The 16,263-nt window shown below is 42.2% G+C and carries 18 protein-coding genes; 10 read left to right on the top strand and 8 right to left on the bottom strand.

Features of this window, described 5'->3' with window-relative positions:
- Nucleotides 1–59: 59 nt before the first annotated feature.
- Nucleotides 60–542 carry an Ig-like domain-containing protein gene (locus ASE42_RS00090; protein WP_024427435.1) on the top strand — a complete coding sequence of 161 codons (483 nt, stop codon included), beginning with the start codon at nucleotides 60–62 and terminating at the stop codon, nucleotides 540–542.
- A 469-nt stretch (nucleotides 543–1,011) separates the two neighbouring features.
- On the opposite strand, the gene ASE42_RS00095 is transcribed toward ASE42_RS00090, so the two are convergent.
- The 3 genes from ASE42_RS00095 to mmuM all read right to left on the bottom strand — a co-directional run bounded on the left by ASE42_RS00095 (nucleotide 1,012) and on the right by mmuM (nucleotide 4,132).
- Nucleotides 1,012–1,632: a hypothetical protein gene (locus tag ASE42_RS00095; RefSeq protein ID WP_056764940.1), complete on the bottom strand. Its 621-nt coding sequence runs from the start codon at nucleotides 1,630–1,632 to the stop codon at nucleotides 1,012–1,014.
- Nucleotides 1,633–1,743: 111 nt separating this feature from the next.
- Nucleotides 1,744–3,147 carry an S-methylmethionine permease gene (gene mmuP, locus ASE42_RS00100; protein WP_024427433.1) on the bottom strand — a complete coding sequence of 468 codons (1,404 nt, stop codon included), beginning with the start codon at nucleotides 3,145–3,147 and terminating at the stop codon, nucleotides 1,744–1,746.
- 46 nt (nucleotides 3,148–3,193) lie between these two features.
- The gene (gene mmuM / locus ASE42_RS00105) at nucleotides 3,194–4,132 is read right to left on the bottom strand and encodes a homocysteine S-methyltransferase (RefSeq protein ID WP_056764942.1); all 939 of its coding nucleotides are present in this window, start codon (nucleotides 4,130–4,132) and stop codon (nucleotides 3,194–3,196) included.
- 337 nt (nucleotides 4,133–4,469) lie between these two features.
- Between mmuM and ASE42_RS00110 the strand changes: the two genes are divergently transcribed.
- The 5 genes from ASE42_RS00110 to ASE42_RS00125 all read left to right on the top strand — a co-directional run bounded on the left by ASE42_RS00110 (nucleotide 4,470) and on the right by ASE42_RS00125 (nucleotide 7,598).
- A complete protein-coding gene (locus ASE42_RS00110) occupies nucleotides 4,470–5,300 on the top strand; it encodes a YitT family protein (RefSeq protein ID WP_024424393.1) in 831 nt (276 codons plus the stop codon).
- Nucleotides 5,301–5,416: 116 nt separating this feature from the next.
- The gene (locus ASE42_RS00115) at nucleotides 5,417–5,734 is read left to right on the top strand and encodes a PadR family transcriptional regulator (protein WP_024424392.1); all 318 of its coding nucleotides are present in this window, start codon (nucleotides 5,417–5,419) and stop codon (nucleotides 5,732–5,734) included.
- Nucleotides 5,727–6,314 (top strand): DUF1700 domain-containing protein, encoded by a 588-nt coding sequence (locus ASE42_RS00120; protein WP_056764944.1) that lies wholly within the window; start codon nucleotides 5,727–5,729, stop codon nucleotides 6,312–6,314. The genes ASE42_RS00115 and ASE42_RS00120 overlap by 8 nt, the downstream gene beginning before the upstream one ends.
- Entirely contained in the window at nucleotides 6,311–6,481 is a 171-nt protein-coding gene (locus ASE42_RS18995; protein ID WP_162860208.1) for a hypothetical protein, read from the top strand. The genes ASE42_RS00120 and ASE42_RS18995 overlap by 4 nt, the downstream gene beginning before the upstream one ends.
- Nucleotides 6,482–6,818: 337 nt before the next feature.
- Nucleotides 6,819–7,598, top strand: a complete 780-nt coding sequence (locus tag ASE42_RS00125; RefSeq protein WP_056764947.1) for a hypothetical protein — start codon at nucleotides 6,819–6,821, stop codon at nucleotides 7,596–7,598.
- Between the two features lie 276 nt (nucleotides 7,599–7,874).
- On the opposite strand, the gene ASE42_RS00130 is transcribed toward ASE42_RS00125, so the two are convergent.
- The 3 genes from ASE42_RS00130 to ASE42_RS00140 all read right to left on the bottom strand — a co-directional run bounded on the left by ASE42_RS00130 (nucleotide 7,875) and on the right by ASE42_RS00140 (nucleotide 10,663).
- Nucleotides 7,875–8,078, bottom strand: coding sequence for a hypothetical protein (locus ASE42_RS00130; RefSeq protein WP_034283153.1), 204 nt, complete (start codon nucleotides 8,076–8,078; stop codon nucleotides 7,875–7,877).
- 16 nt (nucleotides 8,079–8,094) lie between these two features.
- On the bottom strand, nucleotides 8,095–8,787 hold the full coding sequence (locus ASE42_RS19000; protein ID WP_197172481.1) for a hypothetical protein: 693 nt from the start codon (nucleotides 8,785–8,787) through the stop codon (nucleotides 8,095–8,097).
- 658 nt (nucleotides 8,788–9,445) lie between these two features.
- The gene (locus tag ASE42_RS00140) at nucleotides 9,446–10,663 is read right to left on the bottom strand and encodes a multidrug effflux MFS transporter (RefSeq protein WP_056764950.1); all 1,218 of its coding nucleotides are present in this window, start codon (nucleotides 10,661–10,663) and stop codon (nucleotides 9,446–9,448) included.
- Nucleotides 10,664–10,876: 213 nt separating this feature from the next.
- Here ASE42_RS00140 and ASE42_RS00145 point away from each other — a divergent pair, with 213 nt between their 5' ends.
- Nucleotides 10,877–11,413: a GNAT family N-acetyltransferase gene (locus ASE42_RS00145; protein WP_056764953.1), complete on the top strand. Its 537-nt coding sequence runs from the start codon at nucleotides 10,877–10,879 to the stop codon at nucleotides 11,411–11,413.
- A gap of 57 nt (nucleotides 11,414–11,470) precedes the next feature.
- Here the strand turns inward: ASE42_RS00145 and ASE42_RS00150 are convergent, their stop codons facing one another.
- On the bottom strand, nucleotides 11,471–11,674 hold the full coding sequence (locus ASE42_RS00150) for a hypothetical protein (RefSeq protein WP_044333490.1): 204 nt from the start codon (nucleotides 11,672–11,674) through the stop codon (nucleotides 11,471–11,473).
- A gap of 111 nt (nucleotides 11,675–11,785) precedes the next feature.
- Between ASE42_RS00150 and ASE42_RS00155 the strand changes: the two genes are divergently transcribed.
- Complete coding sequence (locus ASE42_RS00155; RefSeq protein WP_171463906.1) at nucleotides 11,786–12,325, top strand: DUF402 domain-containing protein; 540 nt, start codon at nucleotides 11,786–11,788, stop codon at nucleotides 12,323–12,325.
- A gap of 39 nt (nucleotides 12,326–12,364) precedes the next feature.
- Here the strand turns inward: ASE42_RS00155 and ASE42_RS00160 are convergent, their stop codons facing one another.
- Nucleotides 12,365–13,978 (bottom strand): S8 family peptidase, encoded by a 1,614-nt coding sequence (locus ASE42_RS00160; RefSeq protein WP_056764956.1) that lies wholly within the window; start codon nucleotides 13,976–13,978, stop codon nucleotides 12,365–12,367.
- 187 nt (nucleotides 13,979–14,165) lie between these two features.
- On the opposite strand from ASE42_RS00160, the gene ASE42_RS00165 reads away from it, so the two are divergent.
- Nucleotides 14,166–15,647, top strand: coding sequence for an amidase (locus ASE42_RS00165; RefSeq protein ID WP_024427425.1), 1,482 nt, complete (start codon nucleotides 14,166–14,168; stop codon nucleotides 15,645–15,647).
- Between the two features lie 37 nt (nucleotides 15,648–15,684).
- Nucleotides 15,685–16,257 carry a TetR/AcrR family transcriptional regulator gene (locus tag ASE42_RS00170; RefSeq protein WP_024424384.1) on the top strand — a complete coding sequence of 191 codons (573 nt, stop codon included), beginning with the start codon at nucleotides 15,685–15,687 and terminating at the stop codon, nucleotides 16,255–16,257.
- The last annotated feature ends 6 nt before the right edge of the window (nucleotides 16,258–16,263 follow it).

Here is a 16,263-nt window from a genome sequence, read left to right on the forward strand (position 1 = left end):
GGAAAAATACCAATTCTTGTCGATAGTAATATAGTAGGAAAAAAAAGGAGGAATTATCGATGAAAAAAATCATGTTTGCTTTCGTTCTATCATTGCTTCTCGTATTCCCAAGCTTTGCACATGCTGAAGAAACAGGTGCAGTACCAGCATCAGTAGAAGTAACAAGTGTCACAGCAGCCGATAGTGGAATAGTGAATTACGGCTATGGCAGTAAATATCGCGTGGGTTCTTATTATCCAGCTACGTTTAAAGGGACACTAAAAGATGCAAGCGGAAACCTCATGCCTAATCAGCCGATCAAGCTTTATTTTGAAGCAGCCATCAAATCATATGCTCAAACAGCGACAGGCACAACAGATGAGAATGGACAGTTTTCGCTGACGTTTCAAGTTCCTGCAGGTGCAGGCTACCAATCATACAATAATGCAGGCTGGTCAACACATTACTACGATATCGTTCCAGTGACGTTCACGTCAAACGACATCAAACTATCTTCAAATGTCACAAGTGTGTACCATTTGGCGTATACATCACGTTACTAATTTTATAGAAAAAAAGGATGTCATCAGGTGACATCCTTCAGCGTGTAGACAAACCCTCGCATTCTGTTTCAGGTCTGCGCTCTGGTACTCACGAATGTCAAATTCGCTCCGTTCCAGTGCTCGTCCTTCTTAGACTGCAAAGGTTTTCTATCACGCTGAAAAAAAACAAAGGGCTAAAATGAAAATCATTTTAGCCCTTTGTTTTTTGTTAGCAAACCTGCTGGGCGGCAACCGAAAGAGTCGATAAACAAACACTCATTAGCCGTTCTTCCCAGATTCGATCGAGCGTTTAACTTTTAATCTTGAGCTTTGATAGATAAGAACTTTCACACTTGAACTTTGATCCTTGAACGTTCAGCTTTGAGCTTTTATCAAGGATCATCCTAAGATGATCATCAGATGAGGAGGGAATGACCTTTCCCTCGGAGGTGTTTAGTCCTATCGATTTTCGGCTCACTAACAAAATCAATTAATCGATCTGTATTTTCGTTAGTGTATTGCTTTCAGACAAGGAAAAATCAACTTCCATTTGAAAATCTTCAATTTCTTTCGAAAGCTGTTCAATTTTCACTCGAAGACGAAGCGGATCGATGATCACCGCCTCATTTTCAGCTAGAAAAGACTTCACGATCTCTTGGTTGGCGGCCGCTTGTGTCTTTCCATCTTTCCCAAACAAGGTCTCTAAATGCTGATCAAGTCTTATTTTCACATCTTCATTCGTTTGTTCAGCTTTGTCGACCAGCTCTTTGTACACCTGTTTCATTTTCCGTAAATAACGAATATCGTAGTCTATCGACGTCTTTCGTTCAATCGCCTCTGCCACCGTCATACGGACACCCGCCACATCAATCATTGTGGTCGCATTCGATACAACGATGGCTGATTTGATGGCATTCCGGCGTTTGATTAAAGCTCGAATCGATTGATCATCAGCCTTTGCCTTTTTTTCAATCTCTTCTTGATTCTGAAATCCATGCTGTATATGTTTGCCGATCATTAATCCACCAAGTACGGCTTCATCAACGGTTCGGTTGATTCTTTTATCTAACATTTTCAGTTCACTTAATGCTCTTGTAATGGTCATTTCCATATTCACGACAACTCCCTTGGTTCATCCTGAAAATCATAGATTCCTATCATATACCAAAGTGTGCTTCTTTTACTAGCGATATCCTTTTTTGTCAATGAAAAAACCTGATGCTTATACACCAGGTTTTTCTCGTTTTTTCTGAATCCAAGCTGTCACGTAATAGGCAGCATAGCAGAGCGCAATGAAAGGAATGCCGCAGATGAGGGCAATCCGCTGATTTGGATCAAAGGCAATGCCAATGACAGATGCAAGACATAGGAGGAAGGCTGCAATCGGAACTACTGGATAGAGCGGTGTTCGAAAGGATAAATCATGAAGCTGTCCGCCTTCCTGTAAAAATCTTTTCCGAAACATAAACTGTGAGGCAGCAATCCCCATCCATACAACCACAACGGCCAGTCCAGAGATTGACACTAGGACAAGGTATACCGTTTCTGGTGCGATCACGCTCGATAGCAAAGAAAGAATACCACCGATCATACTTAAAATGAGTGCATTCAAAGGAATGCCTTTTGACGTCAGCTTCGCCAGTTTTTTAGGAAGTGTCCGTTCCTCAGAAAGCGACCAAAGCATACGAGATGATGCGTATAATCCTGAGTTTGCGGCAGATAAGATCGCGGTCAGGATGACAAAATTCATGAAATCTGCGGCATAAGGAATCCCGATACGATCAAATACCACGACAAATGGGCTTTTGATCACCCCGGCTTCTTCTACTGGAATCAAGCCAGCCAACACAACGATCGTTCCAACGAAAAACAGGACGAGACGCAGGACGGTTGTGCGAATTGCTCTTGGAATGGTCTCGTCAGGATTGACGCTTTCACCCGCAGCAATCCCAATCAACTCTGTACCTGAAAAAGCAAAATTGACAGCAAGCATCGTCATTAAGATCGGTAAAAAGCCGTTTGGGAAAAGTCCGCCTTCCCCAGTGAAATTAGAAAAGAACGGAGCGGCCTCACCGCCCTTTAATGGGATCAAACCAAACATTGCAGCTCCGCCAAGAATAATAAAGAGAATAATAGCCATCACTTTAATACTGGAAAACCAAAACTCTGATTCTGCAAAAAACTTGACTGTAAATGCATTCAGTAAAAAGATGAGAAGAGCAAAAACGCCACTCCACATCCAAACCGAAGTGTCTGGAAACCAGCGCTGCATTAATAGTCCTGCCGCTGTAAATTCCGAACCGAGTGCCACTGTCCATGTCAGCCAGTATAGCCAAGCGACCGTATAGCCTGTACCAGGTCCAATGTATTTTGTTGCATACGTATGAAAAGCCCCTGTGACCGGCATTGCGACAGACAGCTCGCCTAAACAAAGCATCACGAGGTAGACAATTAACGCCCCGACAAGATAGGCAAGAATGGTCCCCGCAGGTCCGGCCTGATTGATGGTATACCCCGAGCTTAAAAAGAGCCCTGTTCCAATGACACCGCCTAGAGAAAGCATGAACAGGTGCCGGCTCGTCATTTTTCGTTGATATTGTTGTGACTGATCTTTTGCTTGTTCCATGTCTTCCCGCCCTTTTGCTTAAAAGTATGTGTGATGATTCATGGTGCTATGATGTGGTTCGTTTTAAGATGTCATTGATATCTTCTGGGGTCGTCCGGCAGCAGCCGCCGATGATATGCGCGCCGTCTTTGTACCATTGATGTGCACATTCCCCAAAAGTAAGATGTGACGTATCTCCGCTCCATACCTTTTCTTCAGGATCATATATTTCACCTGAGTTTGGATAAACCACAATCGGTTTGCTCGTTCCCTTTTTCATTTCTTGAATGAGAGAAGTAATAAATTGCGGCGGCGTACAGTTCACGCCGACAGCAGCGATTTGTTCATAAGGCTCAAGCGCCTGTACACAATCTCGTATGGAATCACCTTCACTAATGTGCAGGCCATCCTTTGCACTGAATGTAATCCAAGCAGATGTCCCGCTGAATTCATCTTGCAGCAGCTTTGCAATGGCAGTTGCTTCAATCAGACAAGGAATCGTTTCGCAGGCAAGAATATCTGCACCCGCTTCTACTAATGCCTGAATTCTTGGTCTGTGAAAATCAATGAGAGCCTGCTCTGAGAGTCCGTAATTTCCTTTATATTCTGAACCATCAGACAAATAAGCGCCGAATGGCCCCACAGATCCAGCGACAAATGGTTTTGTCCGTCCTTCACGACGCGCTTCATCCTGCCAAAAAAGATCGCGTGCCTCTTTCGCTAAAGTGACAGAGCATTTCATGAGTTCAATCGCTTCTTCTTTTGTATAGCCTTTTTCAGCAAAGCCTTCAATCGTTGTTTGGTAGCTGGCGGTTGTTGCGCAGTCAGCACCTGCTTGGAAGTAGTCCAAGTGTACTTGCTGAATCAATTGTGGCTGTTCAATAAGTATTTTGGCTGACCATAAACGATCGTTTAAGTTACAGCCCTTTCGTTCAAGCTCTGTTGCTAATGCACCGTCTAAAATCAAAGGTGCGTGAGCCTGTAAACGGCTTTGAATAGGATTCATGGAATCAAACAGCCTCCTTTTTAGATCGGAAATGATGGATATGATATGAGGCAGTAGTTTAAATGACTAAAGTGTTTTTGTCAAGGAGAGGAAAAAGCATCGTAGGGCGGAAAAACCCAGAAAACATGCGGGTTTTGATGCATAAAAATGCAGTCAAAATAATAGAAAACCAAGTCATTGACAGCCTCTAAAAAGAGATATATATTATGGAAAGATTGATTTCAGAAAGCTTCATCAAAAGGCACGCCGTCTTTTGATTTTTATGTTGTCCAACGACTGTCTTCTTTCGTGCAGAAAGAGGGTTTTTTATATGCTTAAAAAAGGAGGAAAGAAGAAATTGAAAAAATGTGTAAAAGATATAGCGATGATTCTAGTTGGTTCTTTTTTATTTGCCGCAGCAGTGAACATGTTTGTCATTCCGCTTGAATTTGGTGAAGGCGGTGTCACGGGGCTGTCCATCATTTTTTATTATTTGTTTGAAATAGCACCGTGGCTGACGAACCTTGTGTTGAATGCGATCTTATTACTTGTGGGATATAAATACTTGGACAAAAAGACCACGATTTATACGGTGGTTGCCGTTGCAAGTAACTCCCTATTTTTACACCTGACCACAACATGGGTCGTGAATGTACACGAATTGATCATTGGAGCGATTTTTGCAGGAATTATCATCGGAATTGGGATTGGTCTTGTGCTCAGAGCCGGTGGAACAACGGCGGGTTCTGCCATTCTCGGAAGAATTGCCAACAAGTATTTAGACTGGAACGTGAGCTATGCCATCTTGTTCTTTGATCTGATCGTTGTATTTGCTTCCTATTTTATTATTGGTGCGGAAAAATTAATGTTTACCATTGTGATGCTGTACGTGGCGACAAAGGTGATGGACTTTGTGATAGAAGGACTTAACACGAAAAAGGCAGTGACGATTATTTCTTCATGCAAAGATGATATTGCGGAAGAAATCAATCACACCCTGGACCGAGGCGTAACGATTTTAAACGGACGCGGTCATTATTCAAAGGAATCGAAGGAAATTCTGTACGCGGTCATTCAAAAGCAGGAGCTCATGCGCCTTAAGAAAATTATTAAGAAAATAGATCGAGACGCATTCGTTGTTGTCCATGACGTACGCGATGTGTTCGGAGAAGGATTTGTAAATATATAAAAATGAAAAGTAGACAAAGAGCTAAAAGACCCTAAAACGGGTCTTTTTTTATTCTCTATACCTCTTGTCACACAATACTATGTAATGTATAGTATAAAGAGTTAGGAGTTGTAAACATGAATGCACAATTAAAAAAAGGATTACTGGAATTTTGTGTACTGGCGGTATTAAAGAAAGGCGATTCCTATGGTTATCAAATCATTAAAGATATGTCCCATTGTATTGAGATTTCAGAATCGACATTGTATCCGATTTTAAAGCGTTTAGAGCAAAACAATTATGTGGAGACCTATTCCCAGGAACATAACAGTCGATTAAGAAAATACTACCGCATGACAGAAAGCGGGCGGGAGCATATGGCGCAGTTTTTAGAGGAATGGGATCAGGTGATGGCGATTTACGACTTTATTTCTGGAGGACAGGGCAATGAATAAAAAAGAATTTTTGAGCAGCCTAAAGAAGCATCTGCATCTTCTAGGCGACAAAGATAGTGATCGGTTTATCGAATACTACGATGAAATGATTGAGGATTATCAGGAAGATGGCTACAGTGAACAGGAAGCGGTTCATCAAGTCGGGCAGCCTGCTATGATCGCTGAAGGAATTATGAAGGAACAAGGAATCAAAACCGTTCAGGTGCCGACGTTTGGAGAAAAAGCCACAAGACTCTCCATTCTCATTTTAGGTTTTCCGTTATGGGGCAGTATTCTAGCAACAGTCTTCCTGCTGATTCTTTCTGTGTATATGGTGATTTGGTGCATTCCACTCGTGACAGGTGCGTTGACAATTACTGGTCTGCTCGGCGGTTTTTGGAGCATCATTGGTTCTCCATTTATTTTTCAGGACGGTTTGCATGTGGTGGTGACGCAGGTTGGTGTTGGTATTCTTCTATTAGGTGTCGGATTATTAAGCGGCATAGCCACGGCGTACTTGACAAAGCTATTTGTGCAAATGACTATTCAAACCACTAAGGCATTCATGGGAATGTTTAAAAAGAAGGTCGTGAGAGTATGAACTTGAATGATTTAAAAAAGCAATGCATCAAATGGGGGATCATCTTCACCGTTGCCGGAGGAATTGTCATGACAATTGGTTTTGGACTATCAGGCTTTGATTTAGATGCATATCACAACAATGACCAGAGTAACGTGTTCCGCACCATCAATTGGAGCAAGCCATAATAAATGAAAAAACCCGCTTATGCGGGTCTCAGCGTGTAGACAAACCCTGGCAAGATTGCCAATACATTTAAGGTGAACAAATCTGTGTTCATGATGGATCTTGTAAAGTGAAATTATAGAATATGAAGACAACAAAAAAGAGCTTGCATAAGCTCTTTTTTATTCTGCCTTGACTGAAGGCAGATAACCTGTCTTTTTTTGTTTGTTTACTTACTTTAGTATTGCTGGTGTTAGGATTAAATACCAAGAAGGGATAGTTGAATTTGACGACGAATTTATCAAAATAAAACACTTTGTGAATTCCAAGATAGGCAGTCATGAGAGGAGGGGAATAGTGATGAGTGAGGAATTGAATAGTGAACAGATACTATATCTTAAGAGCTACGAAAGAGAAAAGAGATTATTAGCCTTTAACAGTGTGCAGGCTGGGGAAGAGTTCGAAGGGAACTCTAGTTTAAATCTTGAATCACTAATAGGCAGATGGGTACTCATTGATTACATTGACAATGGTTTTGTCAATTCAGATACCCGGTGTGAATGTGGAAGACCATTAAGGTATCAGTACATTGTAAAACACAACCAGACTGGTAAAAGCAAAAGGCTAGGAATAAAACATTTTGAAGATCATATTGGATTGAAGAAAGCTGTTGTCAATCGAATTAAGAAAGAGTTTGCTTCCATACAAAAAGAGGTTGAAGAAATTTCTAATAGAAGAACACAATTAACTTGGTCCTTGGTGAATGAATTGGGTTATGTTCCAAGCATGAGTGAAGATATGAAGAAACAAGTCAAACTGGGTTTATCTCTTTCCAACAAGCAAATGAAAAAAATTAAACTGGAAATGGAACAGAAACATCAGTACAAAGAGAATGATCAATATAAAACTAATTTTGATCGAGATCTGTTCAGCTTTGATTCAGTCATTGAAACTGGTGAGCTAACGACAATCCAAAAGGAGAATATCCTGGCTTATATGGGAAAGGGAATAGAAAGTCCAAAAATCATTACTGACATGCTAATCGAGTATAACTTGATTAGTAATGAAAGATATTCTTCGGGTACACCCAAGGCTTATCCTTATGTATGCAAGTTCATGGGGAAAAAGGGTTTTTATTAAATTAAACGAGAAAAATGGTATTTAGGAAGTAGAATCGAAAATGAAAGAAGTGGTCGACAAACTAATCACTTGAAGTGTGAAAGAAGGTCAAGTACTAACATTATAATGTGTTACCGTTGAATGATCCCTCTGGTGTCTTTTTTTATTGTAAAAATGTTATTGAAATACAGGTCACTGTACAATACCTGAATTCAATTGAAACTAAACAGCCAGTCATCGAAAGATTTTCGACAACTGGCTGTTTTTATAAAGGTATATTTATCCCTTAGAGAGGATTTACTTTTTATCACTTAAGTGATTCAAACGTTTTCGAAGAACTAGGGATGAGACAGTGAAAACTGTGAATGCGCCAGCTGAACCAGCAGCAAACATCAGCACAAAGTTTTCGTTTGGGTCTTTGAATAACAAAGAGACCGAGAGAACTAAAGCCGCACCACTAATTCCTAATCCTAATATTGACATCGCTAATAATTTATTCATAGAAACACCCTCAGACTCACAATTTGAAACAAGCAACTACTGCACCCATCCCACCAGCTCCAAGAACTGCATATGCGCCAATACATGCTGCACATATTGGAGCAGTAACCGGCGTTGGAGCTGCACATGAACCAGCACAACCAACCGCAATTAAATAAGCCGCACCACTACCAATTCCAAGCACTGATGCAATGCAAGCTGCTTTTGCTTTTACGCCCTGTGTTTGAATTTCAGGAGGATTTTCTGCAAGTAATTCTTCATCTGACATATAAGATAGCTCAGTATCAACTGACTTTACAAGAGAACCATCCACATAAGTCTCAACCTTGAAATTACCCTTATCATTCTTTGTCACCAACATTTCATTTGCCTGTAAGACGGTATGATCCTCATCAATGAAAAGAGTGATATTACTAGGAAGGCTATAATCTCCATTTATAGGAACTGTAACAGCTGTAACTCCACCACCCACTTTATAAACACTGGATTTTTTCAATCCGTATGTATCTACAGGTGCTATAGCTTTAACTCCCCCGTTCTCTATAGTATCAAGCGCTATATTGACCATTTCAGCGGCAGCATCTCCCTTGATTGGAACAATTGAAGAATCACCTTCTTTCGCAGAAACCCCTGCAGTTGAAGAAAAACTAAAACAAATCAGGGAAAAAATCAATATTAATTGCAAGAATGATTTTTTCTTCTTAGACATAAAAATTGCCTCCTATTTAATATTTTTGTTGCATTTAACTATTTATATGTAAATATTACATTTACCTTCCTTATTTGGTATTTTTGCAAAAATGAGTAATAACGCCTAATTATTGTCCGTACAATCGACATTAATAATAGTATTTGCTTTTAAGAGAATAATTCTAAATCACTAGTAAAAGGTGTAGAGATCACAAAAATTATGTGGAATATAACTTGTAATGATTCAGAAGAGTTGTGGAAAGAGAAAAGGGCGCTGTAAAAAAAGACATATTTATGAAGTACTTAGACATGTTAGGGTGTATCGATAAATACCATGATATTTCTTTATAGAGAAGTAAAAGGAGACTTTTAAACTTCACAGCTGCAAAATGGAGATTAAAACTCGCTATATTCTTTCTTCAGACGCAATTTTAAATTGCGACCTAAATTAGGGAGCTAGCTATTGATTTGCCAGTAGAAACTCAGTATCCGTATATGATATGTGGTGTTTCGCATTCTTTGTCAGTTCTGCGCTCCGGTGCTCACGAATGTCAAATTCGCTCCGCTCCGATGCTCGTCCTTCCTAGACTTCAAAGGTTTTCTATCACGCTGAAAAGAAGACAAAGAGCTAAAATCAAGATCATTTTAGCCCTTTGTCAACAGTCTAAAAAACCCGCTTATGCGGGTCTTTTTTTCGCTCGGGCCACAAAGAAGAAATAACAGCAAAGTGCGCCTAGATCACAAAGCATGATGATCAGACCCATTGGAAAGGCTGTTTGGCTTCCGGCTAGTCCGACAAGAGGTGTCATGCAAGCGCCTAGCAGCATTTGCGCAACACCGATCAGTGCAGCTGCACTTCCTGCATGCGCTCCGTGATGCTGCATCGCAAGAGACGGCGCAGAGGTGCCGACAATTCCAACACTTGAAACAACAAAAAACAGCGGAATCAGAATGCCGTACAATCCTGCATCAATCGAGATCATCAAAAATAAAGTGACTCCGCCTAATGCAGCTGTCAGCAATCCAATGCGAAGGACTTTCTCTTCACCGATTTTCGCAGCGACTCGGGCAAATACTTGTCCAGCCGTGATGATTCCAAGACTATTTACCGCAAAGGCTGCACTAAATCCTTGTGGAGAAAGGTTGAAAATTTCCTGAAGCACAAACGGTGAACCAGAAATATAGGCGAACATCGCTGCGAATACAAGACCTTGTGAGAGAGCATATCCAACAAAGAGACGATCACTGGCTAAAATTTTCATCGCGCCTGCAATCTGTTGAAAGCCCCCGGTCTGTCTACGCTCTGCGGGTAAGCTTTCTTGCAGTGAAAAAATCGATCTCAGCAGCATCAATGCCCCGAGAATTCCGAGTAGTACAAATACACCCTGCCATGTTGTGAATCGTAAAATCTGTCCGCCCGCAATAGGTGCTGCTGCCGGAGCAACCCCGTTGACTAACATCAGCAGTGCAAAGAATTTCGTCATTTCTGATCCTTCATAATGATCTCGGACAATGGCTCGTGCAATGACAATGCCTGCAGAACCAGCAAGTCCTTGAATCAATCTAAGAAGAATGAACGTCCAAATCGATGTGACCACTGTACAAAGAAGGGATGCCGCAATAAAGATGGTCAAGCCAATCATCAGCGGCTTTCTTCTGCCAATGGTATCGCTGATCGGACCTGCAATCAGCTGGCCAAGCGCCAGTCCAATAAGACAAGCCATCAGACTTAATTGGGACAACGCCGTGCTCGCCTCAAAATCACGAGCAATATGAGGCAAAGCAGGTAAATACATATCCATTGCCAGCGGAGCAAGGGCTGTTAAAGATCCGAGCAATGCGGCAAGGAGAAATCGATTTTTTTTCGATTCTTGGGGATAAGATAAAGAACTCATATGATGACAACACTCCTCGTATACTTCCTCAACACAGCATAATGAATCAAGCGTTCCTTTTCAATGAAAAATTTTCAAAGATGATTCCGTGCAAAATGATTGATCTTTCGAATGAGACTCTTTACATTAAATGAGTAGAGAAAAGAGTAAGGTGATCGCATGCAGTGATTGCATGATGCGTATACCCACTAATAGAGAGCAGGAGGTGCTGACATGAAGCAGCAAGAGCTAATCATTCGTCAAGCAGTCAAAGAAGATCATGAGGCCATCACACGCGTGCTGATCAAATCCTATGCACAGTATGAGCCTCAATTTACAGAGGAAGGCTGGCAAAATTATTCTGCCGCGCTTGCAGCAGCTGTAGATAATCCGAACATGGAGCTGATGCTTGTGGCGGAGCTTGACGGCAAGGTCGTGGGGACGCTTCAAATGTTCCGGTCATCAGAGCAAGCGTATGACAAATCTGAAATGGGCATTACATCAGCCATCGTCCGGTTTTTAGGAGTAGATCCCGATGTGAGGGGAAAAGGGATTGCTGAGTCATTGTTGCGTAAAAGTATTGAACTGACGCAATCATGGGGCGAAAATGTCCTGTATCTTCATACATCTGATAAAATGCAGGCTTCCATTCGCCTATATGAAAGAATGGGCTTTGAGCGTGCGCTTGATAAAGAATTTGTGAACCAAAATGGGACACATGTCAAGAGCTATCAATATGTGATCAAGAAAGAACAGCCGGCAGGTTCATAGTATAACGTGTAATCAAGGAAGAGCTTACCTCCATGGACAGCTCTTCCTTTTTTCAATTTACGCCCACAGTGCCAGCGCCCAATAGGATACCACCCACGAGATGAAACCGAACATGACAAAGAATTTTAACATGCGCTCGTAAGGAGACAGCTTTCGTTCTTTCTTCGTTTTCACCAGCTGCCAATAAAGGACATAGCCGCAAATCATGAGGATGATTTGTCCAATTTGTGTAAAGTTTTCAAGAATCGTGATTCCGTTCATTTATTTCACCTCATCATAGGTCTTCCATAAGTAAATGAGGCGATCCTTTATTTCTTCAGAAAAAATCGGTGTATACTGGAAAGAAACGAGATGTTTAGAGGGAGTTGTGACATGTTGTTTTCGCTGCATGCGGATCGTTGGGATAAAGTCATCGAGAGAAAAATCAAATACGATCAAAAAGTTGTGGAACATACCTGTCAGCTGTTAGACACAAAGGAGCAGCAGGTTGTACTGTTTCACAAGATTGAAGACCCATTTACGATGAAGGCAGGTGCTGGTTTTTTGACCATTCCAAAAGGGAGCTATACGACCGCTTATTATTGGAAGGATCGTCCTTATAACATATATTTCTGGAGAGATGATCAAGGGAAGGAACTAGGATCTTATTTTAATATGGTGGGAGATACACAGTTCAACGGGCAGTTGGTCATGTTTGAAGACCTCATTATTGATCTTCTCGTTCTTCCGAATGGTGATGTCTTTGTGCTGGATGAAGATGAATTGCCGGAGAGTTTAGCGGATTTTGAACACGGTACAGTACGGCGGGCATTAGAGAGCGTGACGGCTTCGTTAGAAAGCATTCTCGGTCAAGTGAGGGCAGATGCCGAAGGGAAATATCATCACAGCTTGTTTGAGCCAATGTTGAAATAGAAAAAAACGATTCCTCGCTGAAAGGAATCGTTTTTTCTGTTAAACCTTAATACGGTTTAATCGTTTTTGTAAATTGGTTTTTGTTTTGGAGGCTTTTAGCTGTTTGACAGCGCTTTGAGCCGCTGCTTTTGTTTTCTTTGTTCGTTTGGCTTCCGCTTTTTTGACCTTTTGTTTAGCGTCCGTCACTTTCTTTTGATAAGCGACTTGTTTTTTGACCTTGTCGAGCCGGTTTTGCAGGCTTGTTTTTTCTTTGCCTTTATTTAGTTTTTTGATGGCCGTTTGAGCACTTTTTATAGCGCCCTGTGTTTTGTTTTTTTCGGCTGTTTTGACCTTTGCACGTGCCGAGCGGATATCAATGGCTGCTTGGACTTTCTTCACCCGTTCTGTGAGTGCTGTTTTTTGCTTGCTTGCAGTGAGCCGGCCAATTCTCGTTTTGGCTTGATTGACATCTGCCTGCTTTTTAGATGTTTCGGCTGTTTTGACAGCACTGGCCGCAGCCTTTAAAAAGGTGGATTGCGGCACATATTGCACGCGGCCATAGCCGAATTGCGGATCCTTCCCTTTTGCGCCAAGATCCACTGTATAGCTGCGCAATAAAGTGCGAAGCTGTGCATTTGTTTTCTTCGGATGAAGCTGCTTTAACAGGGCCAGCATTCCTGTGACATGCGGTGCAGCTTGTGATGTCCCCGTTGCATACCAATATTCATTTTTTAAATAAGTGCTGATAACGTTCTCGCCAGGGGCAGAAAATTCAATCCCTTTTCCTGTATTCGAGATAGACGCGAGTTTATCTTTGGAAGTTGTTGCAGAAACGGCAATGACACTATTGTAAGCAGCAGGGTAGCTAATATAATTCTTTTTCCCATCATTTCCGCTTGCAGCAACCACGAGCAGGCCCTTTTTATAGGCTTCATCTACTGCTGAACGCAAGATGGGGATATTGTCTTCAAAGCCTAAACTTAAATTAATAATGTCCATCTTGTTGGTAATCGCCCAATCGATGCCTCGAAGCAGACTATACAGGTCGCCTTCTCCCTTTTTATCTAACACTTTCACAGCATACAGCTTCACACCGGAAGCGACGCCGACTGTTCCATAATCGTTATTAAGCGCACCAATCGTGCCGGCGACATGTGTGCCATGTCCTTCATCATCTTTATAAGAGGATGTGTAGTTCACGAATGATTTACCGCCGGATACCTTTAAATCCTCGTGTGGGAAAATACCAGTATCTAAAACGGCTACTTTTACATTTTTACCAGTGACGCCTTCTTTTATTGCTTGCTTTATATTTAGTTTTTGCAGATTGTAAGATTTTTGTACCAATGCATCTTGATTAGTAGCAGCGGCTGTTTTCTTCACAGTAGAAGCCGCGAGTTTGACCTTTACGTTTTTTGAGACGTAAGCGATGTTTGGGTCTTTTTTGAGTGAGGTGACCGCTTGTTCATCTGCTGTCACAGCGACAGCGGGAAGATGTATGTACTGTGCGTTTACTTTCTCACTTTCCTCAATAGCTGTTTGTTTTCCTTTTTGATTTTTATAGACGATGATGACATCTGTTTCTTTTGGCGGTGCAGCTGCCTGCGAATGGAAGGGCAAAGCAGTTGTCAACGCAAGAAGAAACGCAATGACGATAAGTAATTTCTTTTTCAATGCGTGGCTCCTCTCATCCGATGACCTCGGTCTTTTTTTCTCTATTATATCGGAGAAAGCAGAGGGATGGGATAGTAGAATTGTCGTCTTGTTCAGAAAGTTATTTTTACAAGTAACCTGAAATTGAAATTCATAGAATTCTAGTAGACAATAGAGACATCATGATAAGAGAAAGAAGGACATGCTGATGAACGTAAAAGAGTATATGACGTATGATGCGACTGGCTTGGCAGCACTTGTGCGAAATAAGCAGGTAACGCCCGAGGAGCTTATGCAGGCGGCATTTGATAGATTGAATGAGGTCAATCCAGAACTAAACGCTGTGATACGGACGAGACAAGAACAAGTTTTAAAAGACATCAAGGAGTTACATGAGTATCAGCCATTTGCGGGCGTTCCGTTTGTGCTGAAAAATATATCACAAGGGATAAAAAATGAACCGCTGACAGCAGGAGCTTTGCTGTTAAAGGATGTAAAAGCAAATTCGGATTCGCACTTTGTTGATCGGTTGAAGCAGGCTGGTTTTCTCATGATCGGACATACAAATACACCGGAATTCGGTTTAAGAAATGTGACGGAGCCTGCGTTACATGGTCCAACGAGAAATCCTTGGAATACGGACTATTCTCCGGGCGGCTCAAGCGGCGGGACAGCAGCAGCTGTTGCAAGCGGCATTGTACCTGCTGGCGGAGCAAGTGATGGCGGTGGTTCCATCCGGATTCCAGCATCCTTTACCGGTTTGTTCGGCCTTAAGCCTACGCGGGGAAGAACGCCGGTAGGCCCAGGCGCAGGAAGGCAGTGGCAAGGGGCTTCCATTGACTTTACACTCACAAAAACAGTGCGGGACAGTGCAGCCCTTCTTGATCTTCTTCAAGTCATTCAGCCTGAAGCTGCTTTCCAAACCCCATTATACGATGGCAGTTACCAAGAGGATCTGGTGAAACGTACATCTTCTATGCGAATTGCTTACAGCGTAGAATCTCCAGTTGGTACGAAGGTCAGTGAGGAGGCGAAGCAGGCGGTTCAGCAAACAGTGAAATGGCTGAGTGAGCAAGGCCATCAAGTAGAAGAAGCCAAGCCGGAAATTGATGGGATTCATCTCATGCAGCAATATTACGTGATGAACAGCGGAGAAATGTCTGCGTTATTCACTTCCTTGGCTCGTTCGTTAGGGCGTCCAGTAAAGCCGGAGGAAACGGACATCGTGGCATGGGTGCTGGCGGAGGCTGGCAAGAATGTGACCGCTGCTGCTTATACAGAAAGTCTTGATGCGTGGGATCGGGCTGCTGCACAAATGGCGTCATTTCATCAAACCTACGATCTCTATGTGACACCAGCTACTGCCTATTCAGCTCCAAAGGTAGGTGAGCTTATGCATTCAGATCAGGAAACAGCCGCACTTTTACGTGTGTCATCTCTTTCCATGCAAGCACAGCAAGATCTTATTTATGACATGTTCCTTAAGAGCTTGACCTACACCCCATTTACACAGCTTGCCAACTTAACAGGTCAGCCATCAATGAGTGTTCCTGTTCATCTGACTAGCGCGGGCTTGCCTTTAGGGGTACAAGTGACAGCACCTAAAGGAAAAGAGGACTGGCTGCTCAGGCTTGCGGCAGAAATGGAGACATCTTCGATTTGGAAAGGAACTAGTCAATTAAATCGATAACGCATGATAAGCGACTTTGGTCTATGGAGGGAAAAGAGTGTCACACGTGAGTACGAAGGATAAAATCATTCAAACGGCAGCACTTCTTTTACGTAAACAGGGATACCATGCGACAGGATTGAATCAAATTATCAGAGAGAGCGGCACACCTAAAGGCTCTCTTTATTATTACTTTCCAAATGGAAAAGAAGAGCTGGCCATTGCATCTGTTGAATACATTAGTCAAAAGGTCATCAATCAAATTGAAGAAGGCTTTGCCTATTCGGATGACCCATATATCGCCATCGATCGTTTTATGACAAAGATCATTCGAGGATTTATGGAGAAAGAAAGTGAAAGAGGGATTCCAATTGTCTTGCTTGCGGCAGAGTCCAAGCCTGAAAACGCGCAGCTTCATGCTGCATGCAAACAAGAAATGATCCGCTGGCAGGAGCTTGTAAAAGAAAAGCTAATGAACAGCGGGTATGAAGAAAACAAAGCGGATGAGCTGGCTTCTCTCCTTCACTCAATGGTCATCGGGGGTTTATCGATGACCACTGCACTCAAACAAACGACCCCTTTAGAACACGTAAAAAGTTACCTTAGACACTTATTTATGCGAGAAGAGTAAAATCTC

The organism is Bacillus sp. Root920 (assembly GCF_001429445.1).
Classification (GTDB): domain Bacteria; phylum Bacillota; class Bacilli; order Bacillales; family Bacillaceae; genus Bacillus; species Bacillus safensis.

Excerpts from the sequence above, each read along its gene's own strand:
- ASE42_RS18995 (WP_162860208.1), top strand. The coding sequence starts at position 6,311 with ATGAACTTGAATGATTTAAAAAAGCAATGCATCAAATGGGGGATCATC.
- ASE42_RS00145 (WP_056764953.1), top strand. The coding sequence starts at position 10,877 with ATGAAGCAGCAAGAGCTAATCATTCGTCAAGCAGTCAAAGAAGATCAT.
- ASE42_RS00150 (WP_044333490.1), bottom strand. The coding sequence starts at position 11,674 with ATGAACGGAATCACGATTCTTGAAAACTTTACACAAATTGGACAAATC.
- ASE42_RS19000 (WP_197172481.1), bottom strand. The coding sequence starts at position 8,787 with ATGTCTAAGAAGAAAAAATCATTCTTGCAATTAATATTGATTTTTTCC.
- ASE42_RS00130 (WP_034283153.1), bottom strand. The coding sequence starts at position 8,078 with ATGAATAAATTATTAGCGATGTCAATATTAGGATTAGGAATTAGTGGT.
- ASE42_RS00090 (WP_024427435.1), top strand. The coding sequence starts at position 60 with ATGAAAAAAATCATGTTTGCTTTCGTTCTATCATTGCTTCTCGTATTC.
- mmuM (WP_056764942.1), bottom strand. The coding sequence starts at position 4,132 with ATGAATCCTATTCAAAGCCGTTTACAGGCTCACGCACCTTTGATTTTA.
- ASE42_RS00115 (WP_024424392.1), top strand. The coding sequence starts at position 5,417 with ATGAATGCACAATTAAAAAAAGGATTACTGGAATTTTGTGTACTGGCG.
- ASE42_RS00120 (WP_056764944.1), top strand. The coding sequence starts at position 5,727 with ATGAATAAAAAAGAATTTTTGAGCAGCCTAAAGAAGCATCTGCATCTT.
- mmuP (WP_024427433.1), bottom strand. The coding sequence starts at position 3,147 with ATGGAACAAGCAAAAGATCAGTCACAACAATATCAACGAAAAATGACG.
- ASE42_RS00140 (WP_056764950.1), bottom strand. The coding sequence starts at position 10,663 with ATGAGTTCTTTATCTTATCCCCAAGAATCGAAAAAAAATCGATTTCTC.
- ASE42_RS00165 (WP_024427425.1), top strand. The coding sequence starts at position 14,166 with ATGAACGTAAAAGAGTATATGACGTATGATGCGACTGGCTTGGCAGCA.
- ASE42_RS00095 (WP_056764940.1), bottom strand. The coding sequence starts at position 1,632 with ATGGAAATGACCATTACAAGAGCATTAAGTGAACTGAAAATGTTAGAT.
- ASE42_RS00155 (WP_171463906.1), top strand. The coding sequence starts at position 11,786 with ATGTTGTTTTCGCTGCATGCGGATCGTTGGGATAAAGTCATCGAGAGA.
- ASE42_RS00125 (WP_056764947.1), top strand. The coding sequence starts at position 6,819 with ATGAGTGAGGAATTGAATAGTGAACAGATACTATATCTTAAGAGCTAC.